12 protein-coding genes are annotated in these 12,386 nt (G+C 71.0%); 7 read left to right on the top strand and 5 right to left on the bottom strand.

Going from position 1 to position 12,386, the window contains the following annotated elements; genetic code table 11:
• Positions 1-9: 9 nt before the first annotated feature.
• Both OG574_RS42430 and OG574_RS42435 read right to left on the bottom strand, forming a co-directional pair.
• Positions 10-816 carry a cache domain-containing protein gene (locus OG574_RS42430; RefSeq protein WP_326777567.1) on the bottom strand — a complete coding sequence of 269 codons (807 nt, stop codon included), beginning with the start codon at positions 814-816 and terminating at the stop codon, positions 10-12.
• Positions 770-1,594, bottom strand: a complete 825-nt coding sequence (locus OG574_RS42435) for a FadR/GntR family transcriptional regulator (protein WP_398377536.1) — start codon at positions 1,592-1,594, stop codon at positions 770-772. Before OG574_RS42435 ends, OG574_RS42430 begins: the two co-directional genes overlap by 47 nt.
• Before the next feature lie 107 nt (positions 1,595-1,701).
• Here OG574_RS42435 and OG574_RS42440 point away from each other — a divergent pair, with 107 nt between their 5' ends.
• From OG574_RS42440 to glsA, 5 genes are all read left to right on the top strand, one after another.
• Positions 1,702-2,736 carry an ABC transporter ATP-binding protein gene (locus OG574_RS42440; protein ID WP_326777569.1) on the top strand — a complete coding sequence of 345 codons (1,035 nt, stop codon included), beginning with the start codon at positions 1,702-1,704 and terminating at the stop codon, positions 2,734-2,736.
• Positions 2,737-2,842: 106 nt separating this feature from the next.
• On the top strand, positions 2,843-4,045 hold the full coding sequence (locus tag OG574_RS42445; RefSeq protein WP_100594544.1) for an ABC transporter substrate-binding protein: 1,203 nt from the start codon (positions 2,843-2,845) through the stop codon (positions 4,043-4,045).
• A gap of 12 nt (positions 4,046-4,057) precedes the next feature.
• Positions 4,058-4,942, top strand: a complete 885-nt coding sequence (locus tag OG574_RS42450) for an ABC transporter permease (protein ID WP_326777570.1) — start codon at positions 4,058-4,060, stop codon at positions 4,940-4,942.
• A gap of 97 nt (positions 4,943-5,039) precedes the next feature.
• Positions 5,040-5,855, top strand: a complete 816-nt coding sequence (locus OG574_RS42455) for an ABC transporter permease (protein ID WP_326777571.1) — start codon at positions 5,040-5,042, stop codon at positions 5,853-5,855.
• Positions 5,856-5,925: 70 nt separating this feature from the next.
• The gene (gene glsA / locus OG574_RS42460; RefSeq protein WP_326777572.1) at positions 5,926-7,710 is read left to right on the top strand and encodes a glutaminase A; all 1,785 of its coding nucleotides are present in this window, start codon (positions 5,926-5,928) and stop codon (positions 7,708-7,710) included.
• Between the two features lie 69 nt (positions 7,711-7,779).
• Here glsA and OG574_RS42465 read toward each other — a convergent pair whose 3' ends face one another.
• The gene (locus OG574_RS42465; RefSeq protein WP_326777573.1) at positions 7,780-8,853 is read right to left on the bottom strand and encodes a CU044_5270 family protein; all 1,074 of its coding nucleotides are present in this window, start codon (positions 8,851-8,853) and stop codon (positions 7,780-7,782) included.
• A complete protein-coding gene (locus tag OG574_RS42470; protein ID WP_326777574.1) occupies positions 8,850-9,467 on the bottom strand; it encodes an RNA polymerase sigma factor in 618 nt (205 codons plus the stop codon). Before OG574_RS42470 ends, OG574_RS42465 begins: the two co-directional genes overlap by 4 nt.
• Before the next feature lie 410 nt (positions 9,468-9,877).
• Here OG574_RS42470 and OG574_RS42475 point away from each other — a divergent pair, with 410 nt between their 5' ends.
• Complete coding sequence (locus OG574_RS42475; RefSeq protein ID WP_326778785.1) at positions 9,878-11,005, top strand: alpha/beta hydrolase family protein; 1,128 nt, start codon at positions 9,878-9,880, stop codon at positions 11,003-11,005.
• Positions 11,006-11,047: 42 nt separating this feature from the next.
• Here the strand turns inward: OG574_RS42475 and OG574_RS42480 are convergent, their stop codons facing one another.
• Positions 11,048-11,452, bottom strand: a complete 405-nt coding sequence (locus OG574_RS42480) for a DUF5997 family protein (protein ID WP_326777575.1) — start codon at positions 11,450-11,452, stop codon at positions 11,048-11,050.
• 58 nt (positions 11,453-11,510) lie between these two features.
• Between OG574_RS42480 and OG574_RS42485 the strand changes: the two genes are divergently transcribed.
• Entirely contained in the window at positions 11,511-12,332 is an 822-nt protein-coding gene (locus OG574_RS42485; protein ID WP_326777576.1) for a LysR family substrate-binding domain-containing protein, read from the top strand.
• The last annotated feature ends 54 nt before the right edge of the window (positions 12,333-12,386 follow it).

A 12,386-nucleotide genomic window follows, 5' to 3' on the forward strand; every position in this document is an offset into this window, starting at 1 on the left:
GGAGCAGGTCTATGACCGCCTCGTCGCAGACATCGGAGGTGTCGTGGCCAGGATCAGCGGGACGCCGTCGCACGGCAGCAGGCGCAGCTCGTCGTGGTCCGTGCCCTGTGCCGGTCCGGCCAGTACCGCCGCGAGGTCGGGGCCCTTGGTGAGGGAGCCGACGAGGTGGCGGGGGTCCGTCGACGCGGCGACGCGGCCGCGCGCGTTCACCAGGCGGGCGGGACCCGGAAGCCGCTGGAGCAGCGGCACGACGACGGACTCGAAGCGCCGCAGGTAGACGTCGGCGGCGGCCACTCCCATGAAGCGGCCCCCGACCGTCACGGGCGCGGACAGCGTGAGGCTGTACTCGTCGGAGCAGAGGTAGTCGACGTAGGGGCCCGCGACCGCCCGCTGCCCGGTGTCGCGGGGCAGCGTGAACCAGTCCCAGTGGGTGTAGTCGGAGTACGCGGAGCGCTGCGGATCCAGGTCGAGCAGCAGCCGCTGCACGGATCCGTCCGCGGTCCGCTGCCACCACTCCAGCCACGCGGGTACGTCGTCGAGGAGACCGGGCGCCGCGACGAAGCCGATCCCCGAGACCAGGTCGTAGCGGTCGAGCCGGGTGTGCAGTCCGGGGCGCAGCGCGGTCAGGTCGTCCGTGGCCGGGCGGCGGCCCTCGGCGGCGACGGAGGAGAGTACCGACTCGATGTCCGCGGCGGTGGCGCCGACGGCGTCGAAGACCCCTTCGAGCGCGTCTCGGACGCGGGCGGCCGCGTCGGCTGCCGACAGGTCGTCAAGCAGCGCCGATCCGGCGTGTGCGGGACGGGGGTTGCTGCCCATCGGGGGCCTCCTTCGGGCGGGGACCGCTCGCGTCGCCTGCCGGGCCGAGGCGGAGTTCGATCAGGCGCGCCATGGAGGTCTGCACGCACTGTTCGGCCAGGGCCCTGGCGCGGTCGTCCGCCCCATCATGCACGGCCGAGATCACGGCGCGGTGACGGTCCGCGGCGTCCGCGAGGAGGTCGTCGTCGTGCAGCACCAGCCGCAGCAGCGCCCCGACTTCGGTCTGCAGAGTGACTTCTTCCCTGGTCAGACGGGTGGACTGGGCGGCGGCGGCCAGCTCGACATGGAAGCGACCGTAGATGCGGCTGCGGGCCCCCGAGTCCTTGGCGTCCATCAACTCTCCCAAAGACCTCTGCAGTTGCCGCAGATCGGCGGGCTCTGTGCGCCGGGCCGCGAGGCGGGCGGCGGCGCCGGAGACGGCGGCCCAGTGGTCGGCGAGATCGCGCAGTTCCTCGGTGCTCCAGTCGGCGAGGCGGGCGAGGAGCCGGTCCTCGGCGGGGCCGTCGGGGACGGTGACGAAGCTGCCGCCGCCGCGTCCTCTGCGGGTGGTGACCAGGCCGCGCTGCCGCAGCGCCATGAGGGCCTCGCGCAGGGTCACGGTGGAGACGCCGAGCTGGGCGGCGAGGTCGCTCTCGCCGGGCAGCTGCTCACCGTCGGCGAGCAGCCCGAGGTCGATGGCGTCACCGAGCCGCCGCACGACGGCGTCCACGCGGGCGAGCGTGTCGACGGGTGTGAAGACGGCTCTTCGGACGCCGGGTTTGTCTCGGTTCACGGTCACCACCTTGCCACTTGGCACAGCCTTTACCTTAGCGGGGCCTTGAAATTAGAACTATGGCTTCATATGTTTACGGCCAACTCCCGACAGCACCAGAAAGGTTCCCGCCCATGGAGGGAATGGCCATCCGGCTGCAGAGCCTGCGCAAGTCCTTCGGCAGGACGGAGGCCGTGGCCGGGGTCGACCTGGAGATCGCGGACGGCGAGTTCTTCTCGATGCTGGGGCCGTCCGGCTCGGGCAAGACCACGGTGCTCCGGATGATCGCGGGCTTCGAGGCCCCGACCGCCGGAACCATCGAGCTCGCGGGCGCCGACGTCACCCGCCGTGCCCCCTTCGAGCGTGACGTGCACACCGTGTTCCAGGACTACGCCCTGTTCCCGCACATGACCCTGGAGCAGAACGTCGCCTACAGCCTCAAGGTCCGCAAGGTGCCCAAGGCCGAGCGCCTCGCGCGGGCCAGGGAGGCACTGGCGAGCGTGCAGCTCGAAGGCTTCGGCGGGCGCCGGCCCTCCCAGCTGTCCGGCGGCCAGCGTCAGCGCGTGGCCCTGGCTCGCGCCCTCGTCGGCCGCCCGAAGGTGCTGCTCCTCGACGAGCCGCTGGGCGCCCTCGACCTCAAGCTCCGCGAGCAGATGCAGGTCGAACTCAAGGCGATCCAGCGCGAGATCGGCATCACGTTCGTCTTCGTCACGCACGACCAGGAGGAGGCGCTGACGATGAGCGACCGCATCGCGGTCTTCAACCAGGGCCGCGTCGAGCAGGTCGGCACCCCGGCCCAGATATACGAGCGTCCCGCCACCCCCTTCGTCGCGGGCTTCGTCGGCACCTCGAATCTCCTGTGCGGCGACGCGGCGGAGCAGGTCGTGGGGGACCGGGGGACGTACAGCATCCGCCCGGAGAAGATCCATGTGCTCAAGGAGTCCGCCGCCGCCGAGCCGGAGCACGCGAGCGCGACCGGCACCGTCGCGGAGATCGTCTATCTGGGCGACGCGACCCGGTTCCTCGTCGACCTCGATGCCGGGGGTCGCCTCACCGCCCTCCAGCAGAACCTCGAGACCTCGTCCGAGGACGTGGCCGCCCTGCGCGGCTCCCGGGTCAGACTCCAGTGGCACCGGCGGCACAACTTCCAGGTGCCCGAGGCGAGTTGACCCCCGGCCCGCCGCGTTCCTGACGCACACGCACACGCACACGTCCCCGCAGACCCCGTACGACCGTTATCGCCTGCCCGACCGCCCCCTCACCGTGGAGATCCCCGTGCGACTGACCCGAACATCCCGAGCGGTGGCCGCGCTCGGCGCCCTGCTCCTCGCCTCCGCCTGCGGTTCCTCGGACACCGCCGGATCCTCGCCCGGCGGCAGCGACTTCACCCCGCCGAAGCTCTCCGCGCAGAAAACCCTCGGCAAGACGGAGGGCCAGGTCAACCTGATCGCGTGGGCCGGTTACGCCGAGGACGGCTCGAACGACCCGAAGGTCGACTGGGTCACCGACTTCGAGAAGCAGACCGGCTGCCAGGTCAACACCAAGACCGCGGGCACGTCCGACGAGATGGTCAACCTGATGAAGACCGGCCAGTACGACGCGGTCTCCGCGTCCGGCGACGCGTCGCTGCGGCTGATCGCCTCGGGTGACGCGGCCCCCGTGAACACCAAGCTGGTGCCCAACTACAAGGACGTCTTCGCCGGACTGAAGAACCAGCAGTGGAACTCGGTCAAGGGTGTCGCCTACGGCATCCCGCACGGCCGCGGCGCCAACCTCCTGATGTACAACACCAAGAAGGTCTCCCCGGCACCCGACTCCTGGTCCGCGGTCTTCGACCAGGCCTCGGCCCACAAGGGGAAGGTCACCGCGTACGACTCGCCGATCTACCTCGCGGACGCCGCCCTGTACCTGATGAAGTCCAAGCCGTCCCTCGGCATCAAGGACCCGTACGCCCTGGACCAGAAGCAGTTCGACGCGGCGGTCGCCCTGCTCAAGGCGCAGAACTCCAATGTCGGCGAGTACTGGAGCGACTACCTCAAGGAGGTCTCCGCGTTCAAGAGCGGCGACTCCGTCGTCGGCACCAGCTGGCAGGTGATCCTCAACACCGCCCAGGCGGAGAAGGTCCCCGTGAAGGGCGTCCTGCCCAAGGAGGGCGCCACCGGCTGGTCCGACACGTGGATGCTCTCCGCCAAGGCCAAGCACCCCAACTGCGCCTACAAGTGGATGGACTGGATCATCTCGCCCAAGGCCAACGCCCAGGTCGCCGAGTACTTCGGCGAGGCGCCGGCCAACGCGAAGGCCTGTGACCTGACGGCCGACAAGAACCACTGCGCCACCTATCACGCGGCCGACGAGGCCTACTGGAAGAACGTCCACTTCTGGACCACGCCCATCGCCCAGTGCATCGACGGCCGCACGGACACCAAGTGCGTCCCGTACGCCAAGTGGGTCCAGGCCTGGACCGAGATCAAGGGCTAGGACCTGCCGCCGATGACCGACACCGCGCCTGCCGCCGGACCCGTCCGGCGGCTCGCCGGGGCCCTGTACCGCCGCCCCCGGCTACAGCTGTCCCTGCTGCTCTCCGCACCACTGGCCTGGCTCGTTCTGGCCTATCTCGGCTCGCTCACCGTCCTGTTCCTGTCCGCGTTCTGGACCACGGACTCCTTCACCTCGAACGTCGTGAAGATCTGGAACACGGACAATTTCACCGCCCTGTTCACCACCGACGTCTACCGGCAGGTGGCCCTGCGCAGCGTCGGCGTCGCCCTCGCGGTCACCGCGCTGTGCGTGCTCATCGCGTTCCCGATCGCGTTCTACACGGCCCGCATCGCGAACCCCCGGTGGCGGCCCCTCCTCGTCGTCGCCATCCTCACCCCGCTGTGGGCCAGCTACCTCGTCAAGGCGTACGCCTGGCGGCTCATCCTCGCCCAAGGCGGCCTGCTGGACTGGGCGTTGGGGCCGCTCGGCATCAAGGGTCCGGGCTACGGCCTCACCGCCACCGTCCTCGTCCTGACCTATCTGTGGCTGCCGTACATGATCCTGCCGATCCACGCCGGACTCGAACAGCTCCCGGACAGCCTCCTCGACGCCTCCGCCGACCTCGGCGCCCGCACGGGCCGAACCTTCCGCTCCGTCGTCCTGCCGATGATCCTGCCGTCCGTCGCGGCCGGCTCGGTCTTCACGTTCTCGCTCAGCCTCGGCGACTACATCGCCGTACAGATCGTCGGCGGCAAGACCCAGCTGATCGGCAACCTCATCTACTCCAACATCACCCTCGACCTGCCGCTCGCCGCCGCGCTCGGCACCGTGCCCGTGGTGATCATCGTGCTCTACCTGCTCGCGGTACGCCGCACAGGAGCCCTCAGCAGCCTGTGAGGCCCGGAGCCCTCCGCCTCCTCTGACGCCCCTGACGTCCCGGGCCGCCGCCCGCCCCCGCCGACCCTCCGGATCACGCACAGCGAAGGTCCCTCCGATGAATCTCTCCCGCCCCGCGCGCATCACCCTGCGCATCGCCGCCGCGCTCGGCTTCGCGGTGATCTACGTGCCCCTGCTCCTGGTCCTCGTCAACTCCCTCAACCCGGACCGCAGTTCGGGCTGGCCGCCGCCCGGGCTCACCTTCGACTGGTGGGCCGACGCCTGGCACAGCTCCGGCGCCCGCGACGCGCTCTGGACGTCGGTCAAGGCAGGGCTCGGCGCGACCGCCATCGCCCTCGTCCTCGGTACGCTCATCGCCTTCGCGTGCCAGCGCTACAGGTTCTTCGGACGCGACGCCATCTCCTTCGTCGTCGTCCTGCCGATCGCGCTGCCCGGCATCGTCACCGGCGTCGCGCTCAACACCGCCTTCCGCACGGTCCTCGAACCGCTCGGCGTCGGCCTCGGCCTGTTCACCGTCATCGTCGGCCACGCCACGTTCTGCATCGTGGTGGTCTTCAACAACGTCATCGCCCGGCTGCGGCGCATGCCGGGGTCGTACGAAGAGGCCGCGATGGATCTCGGGGCGCACAGCTTCCGCACCTATCTCGACATCACGTTCCCGCTGGTGCGCTCCGCGCTGGTGGCGGGCGGACTGCTCGCCTTCGCCCTCTCCTTCGACGAGATCGTCGTGACGACCTTCACCGCCGGACCCGCCATCCAGACACTGCCCGTCTGGATCTACTCGAACATGGCGCGCCCGCAGCAGGCCCCCGTCGTCAACGTCGTCGCCGCCGTCCTCGTCCTGCTGTCCGTCATCCCGATCTACCTCGCCCAGCGTCTGTCCTCGGACACCGCGTCCGGGAGCCGGATCTGACCCGGGCGTCGCGGGCACCCGTTGCCCGCTTGGGAAGGCGCATCGTCCGGCCGTGGTGTTCGATTGCGGTGTGAGGCACAACAAGCCGCTGGACGATCCGCTCGCCGCGCTCCTGGACCGCGTCCGCATCCGGCTGCGCGACCTCACCGACGGCGAGCCGGCCTCGTACATCCCGGAGCTGAGCAGGGCCGACCCCGACCTGTTCGGACTGAGCCTGTGCGCGCTCGACGGGCAGGTCTACAGCTGCGGCGACAGTGAGGTGCCGTTCACCGTCCAGTCCGTGTCCAAGCCCTTCGTCTTCGCGCTCGCACTCGCGGACCGGGGCCTGGAGGACGTCCTGGCGCGCGTGGGCGCCGAGCCGAGCGGTGAGGGGTTCAGCTCGATCCGCCTCGAACCCGGCACCGGACGCCCGCCCAACCCGATGGTCAACGCCGGTGCCATCGTGACCAGTTCACTGGTCGCGGGAGCGAACCCCGACGAGCGCTTCGACCGCATCCTGGCCGGACTGGGAGCCTTCGCGGGCCGGGACCTGACCGTCGACGAAGCGGTGTTCGCCTCCGAGCGCTCCACCGGAGACCGCAACCGCGCCCTCGCCTACCTCATGCACAACGCGGGATCGCTCACCGGCGACGTGGAAGAGCAGCTCGCGGTCTACTTCCGACAGTGCTCCGTGCTCGTGACCTGCGACGACCTCGCCGTGATGCACGCGACGCTGGCCGGCGGCGGCACGAACCCGCTCACCGGCGAGCGCGTCGTCGCCTCCCGCCATGCCCAGCATGTGCTCGCCGTCATGGCCACCTGCGGGATGTACGACGCCTCGGGGCAGTGGATGCTGCGCGTGGGCCTGCCGGCGAAGAGCGGCGTCTCGGGCGGGATCGGCGTGGCGCTGCCCGGCCAGTTCGGCATCGGCGTGTTCAGCCCGCCCCTCGACGAGAAGGGCAACAGCGTCCGCGCCATCGCCGCCTGCCACCTCCTGTCGGAGCAGTTCGGGCTGCACCTCATGCGCGCCACCGGCAGCAGCGGACGCCCCCTGCCACCCCGCTCCCTCGACCCGGGACCGTTGCGCTCGCTGCGCCACCGCCCCCGCGACCAGCGCGCCGCACTCGACGAACGACCCGACCGCATCCGGGTCCACGTCCTTCAGGGCGACCTGGACTTCGCCACCGCCGAACAGACCCTGCGCGCGGCCCGCGACCTCCCGAAGGCCGCCCGCTGGTTCGTTCTGGACCTCGCCCGGGTCGGCCGCATCGAACCCGTCGCGGCCGACCTCCTGCGCGCCCTCGGCCACGACCTGCGCGAACGTGGGATCCGCATGGTGATCGCCGACCCATCGGCCCGACCCGTGACGCACACCAAGGACGAGTTCGCCGACCTCGGTCGCGCCATCGAATCCTGCGAGGACGAACTCCTGACCGGCCTCGGACTCGACCCCTCCGCGCCGGTTCCCCTGACGGACAGCGACCTGTTCGGGAGGGCCGGCGAGCAGGCCGCGCAGGCCGTCTTCGACTGCTTCGGCACCATGTCCCTGTCCGCGGGCCAGACCGTCGAGCCACCCCGCGCGGAGCCCGTGGTCCTCTGGTACGTGGAGTCGGGGCGCCTGGCCGTGTGCGCCCACAGCTCACGGCCCACACCCGCGGGCCGCACCTGGTCCGCCGGGCCGGGCGCGGCCCTCACCCCTGCCGACTTCCACGCCCGCCTCGGCGAGCGCGTCATGGCCGAGGAGGACTCCGTGTGCCGCACCCTTACCGCGGCCGGACTGCTGCGGCTGCGCACGGCCGTCCCCGCGGCGGCCGCGTTCCTGGAGCGCAGCCCGCTCGACGGGGCGGAGACGGTGGACCGGCCCGAGGGCGCCTGAAGCGCGCCAAGGCGCGGCAGTCATGCGGGAGTTGAACGATGGAGCGCCCGAAGCCGCCCCGCCGTTCGGTCAGCTGTCGGCCGTCGTGTCGGCGGGCATCGCGCCGGACTTGTCGACGACGGTGCGGCGCAGGATCGCGTTCGTACCCGCCGGCTTCATGCCTTTGCCGTCCTTGTCCAGGTACGAGCGTGAGCCGAGGTAGGTGAGGCTCTCGCTGTCGAAGATCCACTCGCTGCGGCTCGCGGACCTGGCGTCCTGGCGGGCGATGCCGAACCCGTGGCGCCCCGCCGCGTCGACCGCGTCGGGAACCCGCTTGATCCCGGGGATCCGTGCGACGGCCTTGTAGAGCGCCGCGGCGTTCTTCGGCGGCATCACCGTCTCGTCGAGGAGGGACCCGATCTTCTCGAAGACGGCCTGGTCCTTGGACTCGCGGCCCATGGCCCTGGTCCCGGCGTAGAGCTCGTCGAGGAGCCGGTCCGGGTCGGTGGGCAGCGAGGCCAGCCAGGCGTACGTCGGCCGGTCGAGGCCGGGAGCAAGCGCGTCGGCCGACTCGTAGGGGAGCCGCTGCCCCGACATCGGAACGCCCTTGCCGGTTTCCATGATGGTGCCGAGGCGCTTCACCGGCTTGGACGTCTGTGCCATCCAGGCCTCGCGCCGGTGCGGGGCGCCGAGTTCGACCGGCCCGGCGAACGTGCCTTCGTTCGAGCGGACGGTGCTGCGTACGTACACGTACTGGCCGTCCTTGACCGGTGTGGTGTCCGTCCTGAGCGAGGCGTCGGCGATCTGGTCCAGCAGGACGGTGGCTCCGCTGTCGGCCGCCGGTGCGTGGGCTTCAGGCGTCGCGCCGTGGTCGTCGCCGACGAACGTCAGGGTGGCGGCCAGCGCGCCGGTCAGAGCGAGAGCCGCTACGGGCACGGCCACCGCGGGGCGCAGGAAGCGTCGGCGGGCGGTGACGCTTTCCTGGTGACGCGGCGGAGTGGTGGGCGCGACGCTCTCGTGGTGGCGGTCGATCTGCTGCATCAGGATGTCCTTGTGGTGGCGGTGTCGCCCCCGCGGCAGGTCCCATTCGGGCGCCTCGGGCAGAAGCCGGGATACCTCCTGGGCCTTCTTGCGGTCACTCCCGGACGGGTGTGCTGCGTTCATCGGGTTTCCTCCCGAAGGGGCAGGGCCGCGAACGCGGCCTCACTCGGTACCTCTCCGCGACCGGGGCGCGGTTCCGGTGTTTCCTGCTGACTCAGCTGCTGCAGTTTGGCGCGCGCCCGGGACAGCCGCGAGCGGACCGTGCCCACGGGGACGCCCAACGCGTCCGCCGCCTGCTCATAGTCGAGCCCGGCCCAGACACACAGGGCGATCACGTCCCGCTCGGGGCGCCGCAACTTGGCCAACGAGCCGTGGATACGGGCGAGTTGGCGGGCGTCGTCGATACGGCCGGCCGTCTCCTCCGCGAAGTCGTCCACGTCGGGTGCGGCGGGCTGGCGGGCCAGGAAGGCCAGCCGGCGCCGCACACCACGCCGGGCGTTGTGCGCCTTGTTGGTCGCGATGCCGTAGAGCCAGGGCCCGAGCGGTGCGTCGGCATCGGGGGCGGGGTCGAGACGCTCCCTGGTCGCCCACGCGGTCAGGAACGTGTCGGACATGATCTCTTCGGCGAGCGACCAGTCGCCGGTCAGTCGCAGGGCGTGGTTGTAGATCGCCCGCGCGTACTCCTCATACAGGTCGGCGAACGCCTCGCGGTCCCCTGCCCGGATCCGTGCACGCATCCGCACTCCTTCTCATCGCGCTTCACATCCGGTACCTCTCCGCACCCCAGCACGCGTTCCGGTGACCTGCGCCACACCAGCAACTCGTGGTGGACGCACCCCTGGTGGCCATCCCGGAGGTGGCATCCGGGATGGCCCGGGCCGCACCCTGAGATCGCGCTCACGGCCTGTCGCCGCCTTGCCCGCGATGCCAGTGTCGATGACTGATCCGCCCCACGTTCCACTGCCACTGAGGGAGCCTCATGAGCGATATGACGGACCGTCCGACGCGGCGGTCGGTGCTGTCGGTGATGAGTGCGGCCGCGCTCGCGGCGGCCACGGCGGGGACGGCTACGGCAGATGCGCGTACGGCTGCCGCAGCCACCGCCGGCAGGCAAGGAGTCGCCGCGCGCCCGGGCGGCCGGGTCCGGTTGACCCTGCCCGCACCGGCTGGGCGGGCAGCTGTCGGCACGACACAGCTGCATCTGGTCGACCACTCGCGCGAGGATCCGTGGACCTCGCCCCGGTCGTCCCGGTCGACACACTCGCCCCGGGAACTGATGGTGAGCCTCTGGTACCCGGCCCGCCCCACGCACGGCCGCACACGCGCTCCCTGGCTCCCGCCCAAGGCGTCGGCGTTGTACAAACAGCAAGTGAGCGAACAGCTTCACACGTCCCTGGACGCCGTGGATCTGCCACTCACGCACGCGTACACAGGCGCCGCCGTCGAGGTGTCCGGCCATGGACTGCCGGTCGTGCTCTTCGCCCCCGGGTACCGCGCGCAGCGCGCCCTCGGCACCGCGCTGGTCGAGGACCTGGCCAGTCGCGGCTATGCGGTCGTCACCATCGACCACACGCACGAGAGCGACATCGTGGAGTTCCCGGGAGGTCGTCTCGAACTGGGCCGGCAGCCGGCCCGGCCGACCGACGAGGACATCGCGAAGGCGCTGCGGGTCCGCCAGGACGACACCAGGTTCGTGCTGGACGAGCTGGCCCGCCTGAACGCGGGGAGAAATCCCGACGCCGAGGGCCGCCCGCTGCCCCACGGCCTGTGCGGCTCGCTCGACCTGGGCCGGACCGGCATGTTCGGGCACTCGCTCGGCGGGGACACGGCGGCGGAGGCCATGGCGGCGGATCACCGCATCATGGCGGGCGCCGACCTGGACGGCAGTATCAACGGGTCCGTCGCCACCACGGGCCTCGACCGGCCCTTCCTGCTGATGAGCAACGCGAGCCACGGACGCGAGAACGACCCGTCCTGGGAGGAGTTCTGGTCGCATCTGCGTGGCTGGCACCGGAGCCTGCGCCTGCGCGCGTCCGGACACCAGACCTACACCGACCTGTCCCCGCTGATGCAACAGCTGGACAGAGCGCTTCCGCTTCCGCCCGAGGTGGTCGACGCCATGACCGATGCCATCGGCACGATCACCGCGCACCGCGCCGTCGCTGCCGAGCGGGCTTGTCTGGGCGCCTTCTTCGACCTTCACCTGCGGTGCCGGGACAGCCGTCTCCTGTCCGGGCCGTCCCCCCGCTTCCCCGAGATCGAGTTCGTGCCCTGACAGGCCGGAGGTGAGGCCGGGGAGGTCGGTCAGGTGGGTCGGTCAGGAACGCTGGTCGCCGGACTGCTCGGCGCGCTGCGCGTTCCGCTCCTTGATACGCACGGCTTCCTTGCGGACCGCGGCCTGGGTGGCACGCTCCTGCTGGAGCCACTCGGGGCTCTCGGTCTTCAGCGCCTCGATCTGCTCCGTGGTGAGCGCCTCGGTGATCCCGCCACGGGCGAGACCCGAGATGGAGATGCCGAGCTTGGACGCGACGACGGGCCGGGGGTGCGGGCCGTTGAGCCGCAGCTCCTTGAGCCACTCGGGCGGATCGGCCTGCAGCGCGTTGAGCTCGCTGCGCGAGACGACACCCTCCTGGAACTCGGCGGGGGTGGCCTCGAGGTACACACCCAGCTTCTTGGCCGCGGTCGCGGGCTTCATGGTCTGGGTGGTCTGGTGCGACGTCATGGTGTCAAGGGTATCGACTGTGTGCGATACCTCCGACCACGACCGGTAACCTGGCGGAGTGACAGGCTCGGATGTATCCCCTTCGTTCCGGCTCGCGTATGTCCCGGGAGTGACGCCCACCAAGTGGGTGCGGATCTGGAACGAGCGGCTGCCCGGCGTTCCGCTGACCCTCGTCGCGACGCCCGCCGACGAGGCATCCGACGTATTGCGAGACCGTGGGGCGGACGCCGGCCTCGTGCGGCTGCCGGTGGACCGGACCGTGCTCAGCGCGATCCCTCTCTACGTCGAGACGACCGTCGTGGTGATCCCCAAGGACCACGTCGTGGCCGCGGTCGACGAGGTGTCCCTGGAGGATCTGGACGACGAGACCGTGCTGCACCCCCTCGACGACACCCTCGCCTGGGAGCAGCTTCCCGGTGAGCCCGCGTTCGAGCGCCCGGCGACGACGGCGGACGCCGTAGAGCTGGTGGCCGCCGGGATCGGTGTGCTGATGGTCCCGCAGTCGCTCGCCCGCCTGCACCACCGCAAGGACCTCACCTACCGACCTGTTACCGACGCCCCCGAGTCCCAGGTCGCGCTGTCGTGGCCGGAGGACGAGACCACCGACCTGGTGGAGGAGTTCATCGGCATCGTCCGCGGGCGGACGGTCAACAGCTCACGCGGCCGTACGGCGACCCCGCCGCAGCCCAAGGCCGCGCGTACCGACAAGAGCGGGGCGGCGCGACAGAAGCCGGCCGCCGGTAGGAACCCGCGGAGCGGCGGCGCCAAGGGCGGCGCCAAACCCGGGCCGAAGGGCGGCGGCAAGGGCGGTCCCAAGGGTGGCTCCAAGGGCGGCTCCAAGGGCGGCTCCAAGCGCGGGAAGCCGCGCCGCAAGCCGTAGTAGCGACAGAGGTCGCGGCCACCGATATTCCGTTGCCCCGTACGTCTTCCGGGC

Origin of the sequence: Streptomyces sp. NBC_01445 (assembly GCF_035918235.1) — a bacterium.
In the GTDB taxonomy this organism is placed as follows: domain Bacteria; phylum Actinomycetota; class Actinomycetes; order Streptomycetales; family Streptomycetaceae; genus Streptomyces.